The following is a 17629-nucleotide window of genomic DNA, read 5'->3' on the forward strand; positions in this document are numbered from 1 at the left end:
CGATTCCGCTTACGCGCAATGAGGATAAAGGCTTCATCAAACTGAAGCGCGAGCGACATCGTCCGGCAACCGAGGAACGTTATCGAAGTCGTTAACCAAGATTCGATAACGCCCGGATTCCGGTCCAGCAGATTAGCGCCCTTCGCAACCGTTTCGCTGCGGCCAGCGGGCAAACCTAAGGAGAAGATCATGCCAGCAAAGCGCCCTGCCGCTCCGACTCCCCGTTTTTCGAGACGCCGTGTGCTGCAAGGTGCCGCCGCCGGCAGCGGATTGGCCGGCGCCGGACTGCTCGGTTTTCCCGCCATAGCGCAATCCAATCGCCCGGTCTTCACCCACGGCGTGCAAAGCGGCGATGTGACCACCAACAGCGGTATCATCTGGGCCCGCGCCGACCGCCCATCGCGCCTGCTGGTAGAAGTCGCGACCAGCGACAGCTTCGCCTCGGCACAGCGCCTGCGCGGCCCGGCCGCCATCGACGGCAACGATTTCACCGCCAAGATGGATCTGACCGGACTGCCCGCGGGTCAGGACATTTTCTATCGCCTGCAGTGGCAGGACCTGGCCGACGTCAATCTGACGAGCGAGCCGATCATCGGACGCTTTCGCACAGGGCCGGGCAGCAAGCGCGACATCAGCTTTGTCTGGACCGGCGACACCTGCGGTCAGGGCTGGGGCATCAATCTGGATTGGGGCGGCATGCGCTGCTACGAGACCATGCGCAACAACCGCCCGGACTTCTTCATCCACTCCGGCGATACCATTTACGCCGATAATCCCCTTGAAGCCGAGAAGACCCAACCCGACGGCACCATCTGGAAGAACGTCATGATCGAGGAAAAGGCTAAAGTCGCCGAGACGCTGGCCGAGTTCCGCGGCAACTACAAATACAATCTGATGGACGAGAACGTGAAGCGCTTCAATGCCGAGGTGCCGATGCTCGCCCAGTGGGACGACCACGAGGTGGTGAACAACTGGTATCCCGGAGAAATGCTGATCTCCGACGACCGCTACAAGGTGAAAAGTGCCTCGCTGCTGGCCAGCCGCGCCAATAAGGCCTTTCTGGAGTACATGCCGATCCGCCAGCATCCCAGCGACCGGGAGCGCATCTACCGCAAGATTCCCTACGGGCCGATGCTCGACATCTTCTTCCTGGACCTGCGCAGCTATCGCGGACCCAACAGCGCCAACAACCAGCCTGTGCGCAGCCGCGACACCGACTTTCTGGGACCGAATCAACTGCGCTGGCTGAAGCGCGAATTGCTCGCTTCCAAGGCAACCTGGAAAATCATCGCCAGCGACATGCCTTTGGGCCTTATCGTGAGGGACGGCGAAACTGCCTTCGAGAACGGCGCCAACGGCAACGGGCCGGTGCTGGGCCGCGAACACGACATCGCGGACCTGCTGCGCTTCATCAAGCACAATGACATCAAACAGACCGTCTTCTTCACCGCCGATGTGCATTACACCGCGGCGCACTACTACGATCCAAGCAAAGCCCAGTTCCGCGACTTCGACCCGTTCTGGGAGTTCGTCTCCGGGCCGGTGCATGCCGGCTCTTTCGGACCCGGCCAGATGGACGACACCTTCGGGCCTCAGGTCGTGTTTTCCAAAGACCCGGCGGGCGAGCGCAACCTGCCGCCCAGTTCGGAGCTACAGTTCTTCGGCCATGTGAAGATTGACGGCGAGACCGAGGCCATGACGGTCACCTTGAAAGACCTGAACGACAAGGCGCTCTATACGGTCACGCTCGAACCCGCCAGCGCATAACCCGGAACACCGCATTGCCAGGGGGCGCTCCACGAATGAGGGAGCGCCCCTTTCTCTTTGAAAGACGCCGTCAGGAAAAAGCACCGCCGGGCGGGTCAGCGGAAAATCACATCGAGCCCGCCATCGAGCAACAGCTTTACACCGGCCAGGATCATCAGAAGGTAGCTGACCCGGTAAAAGGCATCTTGAGGCACCCGGTGGTGCAGCCGAAGGCCCAACCAGATTCCCAGCGGCGCCAGAGGCGCCAGCAGCAGCGATGTCATCAGGTTGTCCCGGGAGAACTGGCCCAGCCAGGCATAGGGCAGAATCTTCGCCTGATTGATCAGGAAGAAAAAGACCACGTTGGTGCCGACGAAGACCGTTTTGTCGAGGTGCTGACGCAGCAGGAAGAACTTCGCCGGCGGGCCGCCGGCGTGGGCGATGAAGCTGGTGAACCCTGAAAGGGCGCCACAGGCGACCCCCGTCGCCGCCTTGCCTGCCCGTACCTCGCCGGCCTGACCAGCGGCAGCGAAGGCCTGCAGGCCGAAGCCCAGGGTGACCGCCCCCAACAGCAGCCGGATGACGGCGTCATCGACATAGCGGAACGTCAAGGCGCCGAGCGCAAGCCCAACGCAGGCACCGGGAAGCAGCAACAGCAGATTGCGGCGGTGCCAGCGCCGCCGATAGGCCCAGACGCTCAAGACATCCATCACGCAGAGGATCGGCAACATGATGGCGGCGGCGGTCAGCGGTGATACGAAAAGAGCCATCACCGGAACCGCCAGAACGCCGATGCCGCCCGAAAAACCGCTCTTGGAAATCCCGATGGCCAGCACCGCCACAGCGGCAACGGCGAGAAACAGGGGATCGTGGACAGGAAAACCGGCCATCATCTGACGCCCCTCGTTGCTGCCGCCGGGATTCACCGCGGCCCGTCGGCTGCCGGGCCGAAGTCATTGTGCTGTATGGGTTTTAGAGCGCCGTCGAGAGGCTGACAAAGGATCGTTGGTCATGCTATGCATGAGCAATCATTCATGCATGGAAAGCCCAACGATGCGGCTGCCGCCGACAACCGCCCTTCGCGCGCTGGATGCCGCCGCACGGCATCTGAGCTTCACCAAAGCTGCAGAAGAACTGCACGTCAGCCAGAGCGCCATCAGTCACCAGATTCGACATCTCGAAGAATTGTGGCAGGTAAAGCTCTTCACACGACTGACCCGCCGTCTTGAGTTGACCGAAGCGGGCAGGGCTTTGTCCCAACTTGCGCGCGGGTTCTTTCAGGATCTCGACACCACCCTGACGGCGGTCCGGGACAACAGCGCCGTCGCCCAGGTGCGGGTGCTGGTGCCGCCCTCCATCGCATTGAAATGGCTGGTACCCCGCCTGCCCGACTTTCGCGCGGCACATCCGGAGGTCGACGTCTGGATCAAGACCCAGGCCGACGCAAGGCTGCGTCCCGCCGACGACTTCGATGCCGCCCTCCAGTTCGGACCGGACAGCCGGGCCTCGCAACGGTCACTGCGGCTGATGCAGGAGTACGTGTTTCCCGTTGCCAGCCCAGAGTTCCTGAAGTCCTGCAGCAGCGCACCGGCGGCACCCCAGGACCTGTGCCGCCATCCGTTGTTGCTGCGCACCGAAAACAACAAAGGGGCGCCGGACTGGCAGAGCTGGTTCGAAGACGCCGTGGTGCCGGAAGACATCTTTGCCCCGGCTCTGCGGCGCGGCGTGCGCTTCCCGAACACGAACATGGCCCTGCAAGCGGCGATCGACGGCCAGGGGATCGCTCTGGCGCGCAGCGCACCGGCCTGGGATGACCTGAAGGCCGGCCGCCTGGTGCGGCTGCTCGCCCTGCGCCGTCCTTTCGCCCATCAGATCTATCTGGTCAGCCCGAAAAATCGCGAACGCAGGGCAGCGGTCGCCGCCTTCCGCACTTGGCTGCAGATGGTAACGGCTGAATCGCAGGCCGCCTTCGACGCCGGCGAGCCCATCTGAGCCGCTTACCTTGCGCAGACAGCGCAGGGACGGAGAACGGCAACCGGACGCGGCGCCAGACCGGCTGGCAGAACGCATCGAGGCAATCCACTTGCTTGTCGGCTTGGGCGTCCACGACACGACCACCGCTCCGGCCAACCAACTCCAACCGCCCGGCGGCCTATCGCCGGAACACCTTCAGGAATTGTCACCCTGGTGGTTGATCGCCTTCCGGTGCTTCAGCCCGGTTCGGCGCCCACGACTTTATTGTCGACCCTGATCTTGCGACGCTGAACTCAGCATTGCACCCATCGAAACGGTTGTCTGCAGTCCGGCAGCCCGAGAAACGAGTCCCTCACCCGCCGTTCAGGTAGACGTCCACCTCGGCGATGCGCGCGGCTTTGGTTTTGTCGTCCAGGAAAGACGCCTCGAAGGAGTTGCGGGCGATCTGGCCGAGTTCGGCATCACTGAGGCCAAGCGCCTGCTGGGTGGCCCGGTAATTCTCGTTCACATAGCCGCCGAAGTAGGCCGGGTCGTCCGAGTTCAGGGTGACGAAAAGGCCGTGATCGAGCATCGCCCGCAGCGGATGGCCCGAGAGATCTTTCACCCCGCCGAGGCAGAGGTTGGAAAGCGGACAGACCGTAAGCGGCATCCTGCGGGCCGCCAGTTCCGCCACCAGCGCCGGGTCTTCCAGCGCCCGGTTGCCGTGATCGATGCGGTCGACGGCCAGGGCGTTCAGCGCACCCCAGACGTAAGCCGGCGGCCCCTCCTCACCCGCGTGGGCAACGGCCAGGAAACCGGCGTCGCGCGCTTTCGCAAAGACCTCCGTAAAGAGTTCCGGCGGATGCCCGTTCTCGGAAGAATCAAGTCCGACGCCGACGATATGCTGGCGGTAGTCCATCGCCTCTTCCAAGGTCGCCATGGCGTCCGCCGCCGGTAGGTGACGCAGGAAACAGAGGATGATCTCCGAACTGACGCCCAGCTCGCGCTCGCCGTCGCGCAGGGCCCGGTGGATGCCGTTGAAGACCGTCGCAAAGGCAACGCCGCGCCCGGTATGGCCCTGGGGGTCGAAGAAGATCTCGGTGTGGCGCACGTTGTCTTTCGCTGCACGCCGCAGATAGGCCAGAGTCAGATCGTAGAAATCCTCTTCCGTCAGCAATACCGACATGCCCTGGTAATAGAGATCCAGGAACTCCTGAAGGTTGGCAAAGCGGTAGGCGGCCCGCAGCGCCTCGACGGAATCATAGGGCAGCTTGACCCCGTTGCGCCCGGCCAGGGCGAACATCATTTCCGGTTCCAGCGAGCCCTCGATATGGATATGCAACTCAGCCTTCGGCAGGGCGGTAATGAAATCACTCACAATCGGAGACATCCTTTCGGTCGCGCGGCTGGGTTGGGAAGGTTATAGCGAAATGGAGAAGCCGCCGTCGATCGGCAAGGCAGCGCCGGTGATGAAGTCGGAGGCCGGCCCGGCAAAGAACACAGCCAGCCCTTCGAAGTCTTCCGGCTTCCCCCAGCGATCCGCCGGGGTGCGCTGCAGGACATGGTCGTTCAGCCCCGCGACCTCGGCGCGGGCCAGGCGTGTCAGGTCGGTGTCGATCCAGCCCGGCAGCATACAGTTCACCTGGATGTTGTCAGCCGCCCAGGCCGCGGCCAGGGACTTGGTCAACTGCACCACAGCGCCCTTGCTGGCGCCGTAGGCCGGGCTCCAGGGCGCCCCGAAGATCGACAGCATGGAGCCGTTGTTGAGAATCTTGCCGCCACCAGCCGCCTTCATGTGGGGGTAACAGGCCTTGGCGCAGAGAAAGGTGCTGGTGAGGTTGGCGTCCATGACCTTGTGCCAGTCCGCCGCGCTCAAGTCTTCCGGGCGTTTGCGGATGTTGGTGCCGGCATTGTTCACGAGGATGTCGATACGCCCAAGCCCAGCCACCGCCTCAGCCGCCATGGCCGCAACCGCGGTCTCGTCGGAAACATCGCAGGTCAGCGCCAGGACCTTCGACCCAAAAGCCTTGAGTTCGTCCGCCGCCGCGGAGAGTTTCTCAGGATTGCGACCGACGATGGCGAGCGCCGCACCGGCCTTGGCGAGGCCGCGGGCAATCCCCAGACCGATGCCGCCGTTGCCGCCGGTCACCACGGCGGCCCTGCCGCTCAAATCGAATGCCTGCATGAACTTGATCCCAACATCACAAAAAGTCCCGCAGCTTAGCGGCGGGCTGTGAGAGCGCAAGACTACCTCTGTTGAGTGAAACCGCACCCCTTTTGCGCATATTTGCCACCGCTAATCGTCTTTGGGCTGTAATGACCCAGGGGTTAGACTGACCGGGCTTGTCCGGTCACAGCGGGGGTTGAGACCTTGGCGTTCAATCTGAAAGACCGTATCGAAATCTGTATGGGGCCCAGCACCATCGGCGCGCCGGATGACCTGGAGGCCGCCATCGTCGACTTTATCGACCGGGCGAAATTCACTTTGGAGGCCGCGGTGCAGGAGATCGAATCCCGCGCCATCACCGAGGCCTTCGTGCGCGCCAAGCAGCGCGGGGTCAGAGTGCGCATCGTGCTGGAGCAGGACTATCTGCGCGCCGGCAAGCCGCCGGCCGATCCCTTCGGCGGCGTCGGCGCCGAGGACGAGGAAAATCGCGCCCTCTTCGCCGCCATGCTGCGCGCCAACATCGATGCCCGGGCAGACTACAACCCCGACATCTTCCATCAGAAATTCATTGTCCGCGACAGCGGCAAGCCGCGCCGGGCGCTACTCACCGGCTCCACCAACTTCACGCCCACGGGGGTCGGACGGAACCTCAATCACGTCGTGATCCTGCACGATCAGCGGGTCTGCAACGAATACGACCTGGAGTTCGCGGAAATCTGGACCGGCACCTTCGGGCGCAAGCGCAACCGCCACGAACCCTCGCCGCGCAACAACCGGGTGGCCGGCATCCGCGTCCGCGCCCTCTTCGCGCCGGACCACGCACCGGAAATGGAGATCATGAAGCAGATCCTGAAGGCGCGCGAAAGGATCGACTTCGCGATCTTCACCTTCTCCAAATCCTCCGGCATCGATGACGCCCTGGTCGCCATGTCCCGCGGCGGTGTGGCCCAGGGCGGGGTCGCCGTGCGCGGCATCTTCGATTCCGGCCAGGGCAACCGCGACTGGGCAGCCACGCGGCTGGTCGCCAACGGCGGCGGCGAGGCCTTCCTCGCATCACGCAAGAACGGCCTGGGCAAGCTGCATCACAAACTGATGGTGATCGATTCCGCGCTGATCATCGCCGGCAGCTTCAACTACACAGACCCGGCCAACCGGCTGAACGACGAGAACATCCTGCTGATCGGGGAACTGGGAGAGGACGATCCCCAGGCGAAAGCGGATCAGGAAGCGCTTGCCGGTTTCGCCCTCGCCGAGATCGACCGCATGATCGCCGCCCACGGGGTCGCGGTCGCGCCGGACCCCTGATGCTCAACCCAACCAAAGCGAACCCCGCCCTTCGAGACGCGATCCTCCGAGATATGGTCCCGGGGACCGCCCCTCACGATGAGGCTTACATCTCAACCTCATGCTGAGGAGCCGCCGGAGGCGGCGTCTCGAAGCATATCGAGGCGCTCATTCGATCACCGGGCTGCTGCACCAGCGTCATATCCGGCCGCGGCGAGGCGCTGCCGGAAGCTTTCCTCGTCCAGCACCCCGGCGATTTCCAGCAGGAGTTTGCGGCGCACCGCAGTCGCGAAACTCTGCTCGCCATCGGCGGTGACGACGAAGGCCGCCGGGCCGGCAATGATCTCGCGCTCGAAAGCTTCTTCCAGATCATAGGCGACCGGGCGCCCTGATTCGCAGGCACGGCAGAGTATGGCCAGGCCGTTGATGGAAACATCGGCGGCCAGCGCCGCCTGGCGTGCGACCTCCACCGGAAGACCGCCCCAGTTGTTGGCGCTGTCGCCGGAGAAATCGATGATCTTGCGGTAACCGTCGATGGCATTGCCTTCGATGAGGGCCAGCCCGGCGGCAAGCGCCGAGCCGATGGCGTTACGCCCGAAGGCAAGGCGCGGCACCGCCATCAGCTTTTCCGCAAAGGCCTCGGCAGAGGCCTTACCGTCGATGATGCTCCAGGGCACCACCACCTCCTGCGATTCGGCGCTGCCCCATTCGACATAGGTGACGGCGATCCGCCCGTCCTGTCCCAGGGCGATGGCCGCCAGGATATCGGGATCAGTGATCGCCTCGGCATAACCCTGGCGCTGGAAGAAGATTTCGCCGTCGTCGATGGAGCCGGAGGCGTCGGCCAGTAGTACCAGCTCCAGATCGACGCGCAGTGACTGATCTTGGCCAGACTCCTGAGCCCGCAAGGCGTTTGCGTCCAGCACCAGTCCGGCCAGGACGCAGGTCAAGATGCCGAGGAGTCGTCCGATCTGCCGCATCACCGCCCCCTTTTTCCGCCTGTCCGTGTAACCCACGGAATGAGCTTACCCGCCTTGGCGGAGAGGGGATAGGATCACTTTGTGATCGCCGCACAGAGATTTGGAGGAAAACAGAGATGGCAAAGACGCGTGGGCACTGCCTCTGCGGCAAAATCTCGTTTGAGTACGAGGGAGCGGAAAACTGGCGCGGCCACTGCCACTGCGAGTCCTGCCGCCGCAACACATCCTCAGCCTTCACCAGTTTTCTCGGCGTCGCGAAAACGGCCTACCGCTACACCGGCGAGACCCCGGCGGTTTACGAGTCCTCGCCCGGCGTGCGGCGATTGTTCTGTGCGACCTGCGGCAGTCCGGTGGCCTATGAAAGCGACCGCTGGCCCGACGAGACCCACTTCTACGCCGCCAGTCTGGAAAAGCCGGAAGCCTATGTGCCGGACTTCCACGTCCACTGGGCGGAAAGGGTGCCCTGGGTCGACCTCAACGACGACCTGCCGAAGTACGACCACGGCGGCAGCTGATCCTTTAGATTGCCTCGCACACAATCGTCATGCTCGGACTTGCTCCGAGCATCCATGCTTTGATCAGTTGAGAGCCTTTGCGGCCAAAGCTCCAGCGAGCGACGCTATGGACCCTCTGGACAAGCCCGAGGGTGACGATTTGAGGAGCCCTACAAATCCGAGTACCGCAAAGGACCAAACGCTGACCGACCCAGTCAGTATCACACAGCAGCCTGAACTTCCCCAACTCCATCAACAGGCGTAGAAGGGGCAGATGCTTCCGCTTTCCTTCCTGCGTGCCCACGGCCGGCTGCTCGCCTTCGGGTTTTTCATGTGCTTCTGTTCCAGCCTGGGGCAAACCTTTTTCATCGCCCTGTTCGGTGGCGAGATCCGCAGGTCTTTCGGGCTCAGCGACGGCGACTTCGGCGCCATCTATTCCGCCGGAACCCTGATGAGCGCGGCGGTTCTTGTCTGGCTCGGCCGCCTGATCGACCGGCTGCCCCTGGCGGCTTTTGCCGCCGCCACCCTGGTCGGCCTGGCCGCCATGTGCCTGCTGATGGGTTTTGCCGGCTCCCTGGAAACAGCGCCGGGGCATATGGCCTGGGGAGCCGTCATCCTGCTGCCGGCGATTTTCGGCCTCCGCCTTTTCGGGCAAGGTCTGGCCAGCCATGCCGCCATCGTCGCCATGGGGCGTTACTTCGTGGCGGAGCGCGGCCGTGCCGTTTCGCTGGCCTCTCTCGGCCATACGCTCGGAGATGCCGTTCTGCCGGGCCTTGTGGTTGCCGCTCTCGCCTTCGCGGTCTGGCAGGACATCTGGACCGGCGCCGGCGTGGCGCTGCTGATCCTCACCCCCATCGTCTTTATCCTGCTGAAGGGCCAGCGCGAACGCGATGCGGCGCTGACGGCCGCCCGCGCGGAACGGCGCGACGAGACGCTGTTGGAAGACTGGCGCTTGAGCGCCGTCCTGCGCGATCCCGGTCTCTGGCTGCGGCTGCCCGCCCTGCTGGCGCCTTCCTTCATTTTCACCGGGCTGATCTTCCATCAGGTGCACCTGGCCGAAACCAAGGGCTGGGCCCTGTCGCTGCTGGCCGGCTCCTATGTGGTCTTCGCCCTGGCGGCCCTCGCCGCCCTGATGGTCGGCGGCCTGCTGGTCGATCGCTTTACCGCGCGCCGTCTCGTCGGCTTCTTTCTGGCACCGCTGGCCCTGGCCTGCCTGGTGTTGGCAGTCAGCAGTGCGCCTGCCGCGGCACCGCTTTTCCTCGGCTTTTTGGGCATCTCCGCGGGTCTGGCCGGGGTTGTCCTCGGCGCCCTCTGGGCCGAGCTTTACGGCGTCACGCACCTGGGCGCGATCCGCGCCTTCGGCCAGGCTGCCATGGTGTTTTCCTCAGGCCTCGCCCCGGCCTTTATGGGAATCCTGGTCGACCAGGGCATCGCCATGGAAAGCATCGCCGTCGGCTCCATCCTCTACTGCCTTGCCGCCACGGCCCTCGCCCGGCTCGCCGAAGCGCCGCGCCGTGCCATGGGCACCGGCTGAAAAACGATGCCGCCATTTCGGGGGAGTGTTGAACTATTCCCCCGGCGCCGCTGCCCTGGGTGCGCCGACAGTGCCGGCACCGGCTTTGCCGCCCGCCGCCGGCGCCGCTTCCGCGATCCAGTCGACGGCGGCCTGGATGCCACCCTTGCCCTGGGGAATGCCCAGCGCCGCCAGGGACGACTCCACGATGCCCAGGGTGCCCAGCATCATCGGCGCATTCACATGGCCCATGTGGGCGATGCGGAAAGCCTGGCCCGTCAGATCACCGATGCCGATGCCCAGCACCACGCCCAGTTCACGGTCGGCATAGCCGATCAGTTCGGCCGGGTCATGACCTTCCAGGCGAATGGTGGTCACCGAGTTGGCGCGGGCCGCCGGGTCCAGAACGTTGAAAGCCAGGGCGCCGCCCTCGGCCCAGACCGCGACCGCGCGGCGTGTTGCCTCGGCCAGGATGCGGTGGCGTTCGAAGACCGCCGGCAGGCCCTCCTCGAACAACAAATCCATGGCCTTGCGCAGGCCGAAGAGGAGGTGCTCCGGCGGGGTGCCGCAGTATTTGTTGTAATGGCGCGGCCCTTCCCGCTGGGTCCAGTCCCAATAGAAAGTACGCAGACCGGCCTTTTCATGGGCTTCCAGCGCGCGCTTGCCCGCCGCCACGAAACTCAGGCCCGGCGGTGTCATCAGGCCTTTCTGGGAGCCGGTGATGCCGACGTCGATACCCCAGCCATCCATTTCAAAGGGCATGGTGCCGAGCGAGGCGATGGCATCGACCATGAAAAGGGCTGAATGGCCGGCGGCATCGATGGCACGGCGGATCGCCGGGATATCGTTGACGATGCTGGAGGCGGTGTCGACCTGGACCACCAGCACCGCTTTGATCTCACCCGCGGTATCGGCGCGCAGGCGCTCCTCCACCGCCGCCGGGTCGACGGCATGACGATAGCCGAACGGCAGCTCTTCGACGACGATGCCCTGGGTCGCCGCCATCTCGCCCCAGGCCGGCGCGAAAAGGCCGGAACCCAGCACCAGCACCTTGTCGCCGCGCGACAGGGTGTTGCTGAGCGCCGCCTCCCAGGCGCCGTGGCCGTTGGCGGCATAGATATAGGTCCGCCCCTCGGTCTTGAAGATCCGCCGCAGGTCGTCCAGGCAGCTCATGGTGATGTCCAGAAGTGCGCCGGAATAGATCTCGATCGCCGGGCGGTGCATGGCCTGCAGCACCTCGTCAGGGACCGTGGTCGGCCCCGGAATGGCTAGGAATTCCCGCCCGTTACGCAGAGACATGTCGTATTTTCCAGTTCGTCGTTTTGCGGCGAAAGGAGAGCCTAAGCGGGCCTGCCAGCAGGGGCAAGCCTTGTGAAAAACGGCCCCGCCGGCCGCCGCGGCGCCGGATTACTTCAGGTCGATGGCGTACTTGGCGAAACCGCCCTCGGCATCGCCCAGCAAGGTGAAGCCCAGCTTTTCCGCAGCCTCCAGAGCAGCGGGGCTGGAGGTGAAGGTCACCTTCGCCTCGCCGCCAAGGGGCACGAAGGACCAATTGTTGTCCGCCGCCGGATTGATGGCCTTTTGATCGAAGATGTAGTTGGCCAGCACAGTGCGGTTTTCGTCCGGTGCTTCGATGATCACGCTGGAGCCGTCAAGGCCCGGGAAGTTGCCGCCGCCGCCGGCGCGGTAGTTGTTGGTGGCGACCAGGAAGACCATGTCCGCAGTCACCGGCTTCCCGTCGAAGACGAGATCGACGATGCGGTGTTCCGGCGACACCACTTCGCCGTCCTTGTTGTAGCGCGCCGGTTTGGTGACATCGATCTTGTAGCTGACGCCGTCGATGACATCGAAGTTGTAGGAAGGGAAACCGGTGTTGACCAATTCCTGCTCCCCGCCGGCCGTCGGGTCGATCTGATTGAACTGCCCGGCGGACATCTCCAGCCACTCCCGCACCTCGGCGCCGTTCAGCTTCACGACGCGCAGGGTGTTGGGATAGATGTAGAGGTCGGCAACATTCTTCAAGGCGATGTCGCCCGGGTCCAGAACGGTGTAGTAGTCGGCACCCTGGCGCCCGCCGGCCTTGAAAGGCGCACCGGCGGAAAGGATCGGAATGCCCTCGTATTCCGTCCCCCGGACGATCTTTTCGACATACCACTTCTGGGCGTTGGTCACGATCTGGATCGAGGGATCGTCGGCGACCAGGGCGAAGTAGGAGTTGATCGCCGCCATGGTCTCGCCGACGCCTTCGTTCATATAGTCGATGGTGGCGAGGTGTTCCTCGCGAACCGCGTCGACGATCTTCTGATCGGCTGGGACCAGGGGAACAAGCTGCCGGCCGTCGCGTTTGTAGATGGGGCGCAGGGAAGCCGCGCCGTCGACGACGCGCCAGCGCCCCTCCGTCACCTCCAGGTCGAGGTCGACGACCCCGAGGTGCGATCCCCAGAAGCCGGGCATCACGGCGGGCACGCCGTTGACGGTCCCTTTCTCAAGATCGGCACCCGGGAAACCCTCGTACTTGGCCGAAGGAAACTCCGAATGCCCATGGCCGAAGAGGATGGCGTCGATGCCCGCCACCTCGGTGAGGTGGTAGACGGCATTCTCCTCCATACCTGCGCGTGGGTTGGGAGAGATCGAAGAATGGGGAATCGCCACCACGATGTCCGCGCCGGCTTCGCGCATCTGCGGCAGGTACTTCTTGGCCGAGTCGACGATATCCTCGACCCGCAGCTTGCCTTCCAGATTGGTCTTGTCCCAGAGCATGATCTGCGGCGGGGTGAAGCCGATGACACCCACCTTGATCGCGTGACGGGAACCGTCTTCGGCTTCCAGTTCACGCTCGAGGATCAGATAGGGTTCGAAGAGCGGCTTGTCGTTGGCTGGATTGTCGTCGCCGTCAAGCACGTAAACGTTCGCCAGGGTGTAGGGAAAGTCCGCACCTTCCACCGTGCGCAGCAGGAAATCCAACCCGTAATTGAATTCATGATTGCCGATGTTGCCGGCGTCGTAGCCCAGCAGGTTCATGGCCTTGTAGATCGGATGAACGTCACCCTGCTTGAGGCCGCGACGCTGGGCCATGTAGTCGCCCAAGGGGTTCCCCTGAATGAGATCGCCGTTGTCGAAAAACATGCTGTTTTTCACTTCCGCCCGGGCCGCCTTCACCAGGTTGGCCACCTTCGCCAGGCCGACAGCGTTAGACTGGCTGTCGCGGTAGTAGTCGTAGTCCACCACATGCATGTGGATATCGGCGGTTTCCATCAGCCGCAGCTTGACCTTGTCCGCAGCATCGGCGGGAAAAGCGAGAACGGCGAGGGCGATAACCGCCAGGCTGGCGGCGAGAGGGGTCGATTTCATGTGTCTGACTCCGGCATAATCGGGGGATTCGGGGTCCAAACCAACACAACCCAGCCTAACCCGAACCGAGAAGATCTGTCAGCAACGGTGGCGCCCGACGAAAAGGCTGATTGCCGGCGCGGAGAGCCAAGACGGAGCGCAACGATGTCTGAAGCAGTTTCCCTGGCCGTCGCCGGTGCCGGGTTGGTCGGCAGACGCCATGTCGAGGCGATTGCCGCGTCACTAGGGGTTGCCGAACTGCACAGCATCGTCGATCCGTCACCGGCGGCACGGGACTATGCCCGGGGCCTGGGTATCGCCTGGTCAGCGGATCTTTCCTCCGCGCTGGGCGACAACAGGGCCGGCAGCAAGGCAGACGGGGTGATCCTGGCCACGCCGAACGCTCTGCATGTCAGCCAGGGTCTCGACTGCGTGGCCGCCGGGGTGCCGGTCCTGGTCGAAAAACCGGTAGCCGTCGACGTCGCCTCCGCCGGGGAACTGGTGGCGGCAGGCGAAGCTGCCGCGGTTCCGATCCTCGTCGGGCATCATCGGCGGCATAATCCCCTGATCGCCGCCGCCAAGGCGCAAATCGATGCGGGCGCCCTCGGCAAAATCGTCGCGGTTCAGGGCACCTGCTGGCTGATGAAGCCGGACGACTACTTCGATACCCCCTGGCGGCGGGAACCCGGGGCCGGGCCGATCCTGGTCAACCTGATCCACGACATCGATCTGCTGCGCCACCTCTGCTGCGAGATCGTCAGCGTCCACGCGCTGGCAACCAGCACAATCCGTGGTCATGCGGTGGAGGAGACCGCTGTCGCCTTGCTGCGCTTCGCCGGCGGCGCCCTCGGCACCATCACCCTCTCCGACACCATCGTCGCGCCCTGGAGTTGGGAGTTGACGGCCGAGGAAAACCCGCATTACCCGGCGACCGGCCAGGCCTGCTATCAGATCGGCGGCACCCTGGCTTCCCTGGAACTGCCGTCCCTGAAGATCTGGCGCAATCCCGGCGTGCGCTCCTGGCGGGAGCCCATCACCGCGACGCCCATCGCACGGCAGACACCAAAAGCTCTCTCCGGCGATCCGGTCGCCGCGGATCCGCTGGTTCGACAGATAGTGCATTTCGCCGCGGTCATCCGCGGCGACGCCCAGCCACTTGTATCGGGTCGCGAAGGTCTCAAGACCCTGGCTGTTATCGAGGCGATCAAGCAATCCGCCCGCAGTGGAAAGACCGTCGTCCCGGAGTCAGTATCCGGCCCAAAGGAGACGTAAGAACGGCGATGGGGGATGCCGGACGAGGCGCCGTCGTGGGAACAGCGCCTCGCCCGACTGGGAAAGCTGGGAGCCTCGTTGAGGCTGACTGACCCCGCCGCCACTTAGATGCAAATCGTGCCGGCAGGGTCCCCGGAATGGCTTTTAGCGGATCACGCGGTGGCGCGGATCACCCCCAGGGGTGAGCGAACCCCCGGTCACTCAGCAGCCCTGGCCACCACTGTCCGCTCCGCCGGCATATAGAGCGACACGGTCGTCCCATAACCTGGCCGGCTGTCAAGCTGGAGGCTGCCGCCGTGCAGCTCAATCAGGCGCTTGGAGAGCGGCAGCCCAAGCCCGGTGCCCTCGAACTTCCGGCTCAGCCTGCTGTCGACCTGGGCAAAGGGCTTCACGGCCAGTTCCATCTCCCCGGGCGTCATACCGATGCCCGTATCGCAGACCTGGATCACCACGCCGTTATCGTCGGCGCGATAGGCCTTGAGACTGATCTGGCCGTAGTCCGGGGTAAAACGCACCGCGTTGGCCAGGAGATTGATGAGGATCTGTTTGAGCTTCACCTTATCGGCGCGCAGACGCGGCAGTCCGGGCTCGATGTTCACATCGACATCGAGTTCGGTCTCGGTCGTTCGCCGCCGGACCATGATCAGGGACTCATCGATCATCGTCGCGATCTCGAAGTCGTCGTCCTTGACCGTCATCTTGCCGGCTTCGATCTTCGAGAGATCGAGCACATCATTGATGATCGCCAGCAGATGCTGGCCCGACAGAAGAATATCCCCGGCATAGTCAACATAGTGTGCGTTGCCGAGCGGACCGCGCACTTCTCTTTTCATGAGTTCGGAAAACCCGATGATGGCGTTGAGGGGCGTGCGGAACTCGTGGCTCATATTGGCCAGGAACTCCGACTTGGTCCGGTCCGCAAGCCGCGCTTCGGAGAGCGCCGCCGCCATCACCTTCTGATCATCTTCCAGGCGTGCAGCCATAGTGTTGAAGCTGCGCGCAAGTTCGCGAAATTCGGGCGGTGCGCTGGGCGAGCCATCCGCCACGCGCGCCGTCAACTGACCGCCGGCGATCTTGCGCGTGGCGGCCACAACAGCATCGATCGGGCGCATCAAAAGACCTGAGACAAACCACGACAATATGCCGGCAACGATCAGCCCCACCAGCATGACGGTGAAGGCGGCGCGCTGAAACGCCTGGGCACGCTCCTCCAACTCCTCAATCGGCTGGGGCACCATGACACCCCAGCCGACACCGGGCACGGTGGTAAAGCCGGAAACCATTTCTTTTTGCATGGCCGGAGAGAAGAACGTCGCCACACCGGTTTCACCGCCCATCATCCGACGTACCGGATCAACCTTCGCCAGGTTTTTCATCTGGCGCTGCCAGTCCGGATTGGGGTGCGCCAACACATTGCCCTGATGGTCAACGATGGCGGCATGGCCCTTACGCCCAAAGGCAATGGCCTGCTGCAGGCGAACCAGATAGTCGGTCGAAATGCGGCCGACGGCGAAGGTTCCGTCGTCGAGCCGGCGTACCAGCAGGATCGCCGGGCGGCCTGCGGGGTCGGCCAGAACCGGGCTGAACAAGCGGCCGTCCTCGGCAAGCGAAAGCACCTGGCGCAACACGCGCGGCGAAAGCGCGTCAACCGTCTCACCATCAAGACTGACCTGATTGTACGTGCGGCCAGCCTCGTCAACGAGACAGAAGTGCTGAAAGCCGAGTTGCTGAGCCAGGCTGGTCATGCTGTCGAGAAAACGGCCGGAGGCGGCAGCATCGGCGAAGACTTCAAAGGCGGCTTCAACATCCAGCGAGTAACGCTCCAGAGCGGCGGTCATATTGCTGGCGAGAAGCAAATGCTTCTCGTGCACGGCTGCCATCTCGGTCTCAAACGAAGAGCGCTGAACCCATACCCCCAAAAAGAGCACCGGCACGATGGCCACGGAAATGAAGGCCGCAGCCAGCAGGCGCCTGAAAGGCAAAGACATATCAGGCGCCCGGAGCCGCATCCCCATCCCCTGGGAGAAGGGCACGCTATTCGCCGCCCAACCCGTTAGCCAACGCACCGTTGCGACACTCCCCTTCGAACGCTCATCACCACGCCCGCACGCCGGCTTGCACAGGTGCCCGACCGGAACTAGGCGGCTTCCGGTTTTCGAACATCAATGAGCAGAGTTGAAGAACTGGACAGTCTCCCGAATCTGTTTCCTCAGCCAAACACTAGGCGCAACACCGTTTCCAGGCTTACGGCATCGAACCCGCGCTGCCGTCACCCCAAAACGTCACCCCAAACACGTTGATTTTGCTTAGATCGAGAGGGCAGTTACCGGCTTCGAAAACATCACCGATCCAACAAGTGCCATAAACACAACAGCTTGGGGCGGCCACGCTTCACCACTTCGACATGTTTCCGGCGCCAGCCATTGATCAATAACGGCACGCCGAAAAGGCAAACTACGATAAGGGTTCTTAAACCTAAGAGAGCTAATTTGCCCCGGAATTCAGTCGTATCCAGCAGCACATTTGAGAGCAGATGTGGTCCGCAAAATGACGGGAAGAGGCAAGGAACGCCGCAGGGATCGGCGCTGTCCGGTCGAACTGCCGGCGCTGCTCGGTGAACTCGCGGTCATGCTGACCGATATCTCTGTCGTCAGCTTCGGTGCCGTCGCCCGCATACGCAAGGCAAGCGGCCCGAACCTCTCGGTCGGCGACATCGACTCCCTGGAAGTCCAACTGACGCCCGACCGCGTCGTCCATCTGACCGTGGTAATCGAGCGCGCCCCTGACCCCGAGGGGCACTTCGGCGGCCGCTTCGTCAATCTTTCCGATGAGAACTACCGCCTGATAGAGGCGACAATCGTCGGCTGGAAGAACCAGAACTGAGACGGAC

The 17629-nt window shown here is 63.6% G+C and carries 14 protein-coding genes; 7 read left to right on the forward strand and 7 right to left on the reverse strand.

Features of this window, described 5'->3' with window-relative positions; genetic code table 11:
• Positions 1 to 240 precede the first annotated feature (240 nt).
• The gene (locus ACP146_RS22090; RefSeq protein ID WP_422368914.1) at positions 241 to 1767 is read left to right on the forward strand and encodes an alkaline phosphatase D family protein; all 1527 of its coding nucleotides are present in this window, start codon (positions 241 to 243) and stop codon (positions 1765 to 1767) included.
• Positions 1768 to 1862: 95 nt separating this feature from the next.
• On the opposite strand, the gene ACP146_RS22095 is transcribed toward ACP146_RS22090, so the two are convergent.
• Entirely contained in the window at positions 1863 to 2639 is a 777-nt protein-coding gene (locus tag ACP146_RS22095) for a sulfite exporter TauE/SafE family protein (RefSeq protein ID WP_425032972.1), read from the reverse strand.
• A gap of 145 nt (positions 2640 to 2784) precedes the next feature.
• On the opposite strand from ACP146_RS22095, the gene gcvA reads away from it, so the two are divergent.
• A complete protein-coding gene (gene gcvA, locus ACP146_RS22100; RefSeq protein ID WP_422368916.1) occupies positions 2785 to 3738 on the forward strand; it encodes a transcriptional regulator GcvA in 954 nt (317 codons plus the stop codon).
• Between the two features lie 334 nt (positions 3739 to 4072).
• Here the strand turns inward: gcvA and ACP146_RS22105 are convergent, their stop codons facing one another.
• Positions 4073 to 5089 carry an adenosine deaminase gene (locus tag ACP146_RS22105; protein ID WP_422368917.1) on the reverse strand — a complete coding sequence of 339 codons (1017 nt, stop codon included), beginning with the start codon at positions 5087 to 5089 and terminating at the stop codon, positions 4073 to 4075.
• Positions 5090 to 5119: 30 nt separating this feature from the next.
• Positions 5120 to 5884, reverse strand: coding sequence for an SDR family NAD(P)-dependent oxidoreductase (locus tag ACP146_RS22110; RefSeq protein WP_422368918.1), 765 nt, complete (start codon positions 5882 to 5884; stop codon positions 5120 to 5122).
• 186 nt (positions 5885 to 6070) lie between these two features.
• On the opposite strand from ACP146_RS22110, the gene ACP146_RS22115 reads away from it, so the two are divergent.
• A complete protein-coding gene (locus ACP146_RS22115) occupies positions 6071 to 7171 on the forward strand; it encodes a phospholipase D-like domain-containing protein (protein WP_422368919.1) in 1101 nt (366 codons plus the stop codon).
• 155 nt (positions 7172 to 7326) lie between these two features.
• Here the strand turns inward: ACP146_RS22115 and ACP146_RS22120 are convergent, their stop codons facing one another.
• Positions 7327 to 8130 carry a DUF1194 domain-containing protein gene (locus ACP146_RS22120; RefSeq protein WP_422368920.1) on the reverse strand — a complete coding sequence of 268 codons (804 nt, stop codon included), beginning with the start codon at positions 8128 to 8130 and terminating at the stop codon, positions 7327 to 7329.
• 116 nt (positions 8131 to 8246) lie between these two features.
• Here ACP146_RS22120 and ACP146_RS22125 point away from each other — a divergent pair, with 116 nt between their 5' ends.
• Together ACP146_RS22125 and ACP146_RS22130 are read left to right on the forward strand one after the other, a co-directional pair.
• Complete coding sequence (locus ACP146_RS22125; protein WP_422368921.1) at positions 8247 to 8645, forward strand: GFA family protein; 399 nt, start codon at positions 8247 to 8249, stop codon at positions 8643 to 8645.
• Between the two features lie 253 nt (positions 8646 to 8898).
• Complete coding sequence (locus ACP146_RS22130; protein WP_422368922.1) at positions 8899 to 10158, forward strand: MFS transporter; 1260 nt, start codon at positions 8899 to 8901, stop codon at positions 10156 to 10158.
• Positions 10159 to 10191: 33 nt separating this feature from the next.
• On the opposite strand, the gene ACP146_RS22135 is transcribed toward ACP146_RS22130, so the two are convergent.
• Together ACP146_RS22135 and ACP146_RS22140 are read right to left on the reverse strand one after the other, a co-directional pair.
• A complete protein-coding gene (locus ACP146_RS22135; protein WP_422368923.1) occupies positions 10192 to 11436 on the reverse strand; it encodes a pyridoxal-phosphate-dependent aminotransferase family protein in 1245 nt (414 codons plus the stop codon).
• A gap of 108 nt (positions 11437 to 11544) precedes the next feature.
• Positions 11545 to 13488 (reverse strand): bifunctional 2',3'-cyclic-nucleotide 2'-phosphodiesterase/3'-nucleotidase, encoded by a 1944-nt coding sequence (locus tag ACP146_RS22140; protein WP_422368924.1) that lies wholly within the window; start codon positions 13486 to 13488, stop codon positions 11545 to 11547.
• 144 nt (positions 13489 to 13632) lie between these two features.
• Between ACP146_RS22140 and ACP146_RS22145 the strand changes: the two genes are divergently transcribed.
• Entirely contained in the window at positions 13633 to 14739 is a 1107-nt protein-coding gene (locus ACP146_RS22145) for a Gfo/Idh/MocA family protein (RefSeq protein WP_422368925.1), read from the forward strand.
• Between the two features lie 197 nt (positions 14740 to 14936).
• Here the strand turns inward: ACP146_RS22145 and ACP146_RS22150 are convergent, their stop codons facing one another.
• On the reverse strand, positions 14937 to 16727 hold the full coding sequence (locus tag ACP146_RS22150; RefSeq protein WP_422368926.1) for a sensor histidine kinase: 1791 nt from the start codon (positions 16725 to 16727) through the stop codon (positions 14937 to 14939).
• A 559-nt stretch (positions 16728 to 17286) separates the two neighbouring features.
• Between ACP146_RS22150 and ACP146_RS22155 the strand changes: the two genes are divergently transcribed.
• Entirely contained in the window at positions 17287 to 17622 is a 336-nt protein-coding gene (locus ACP146_RS22155) for a hypothetical protein (RefSeq protein ID WP_422368927.1), read from the forward strand.
• Positions 17623 to 17629 lie beyond the last annotated feature (7 nt).

Source organism: Pelagibius sp. (assembly GCF_965249265.1).
GTDB lineage: Bacteria > Pseudomonadota > Alphaproteobacteria > Kiloniellales > Kiloniellaceae > Pelagibius.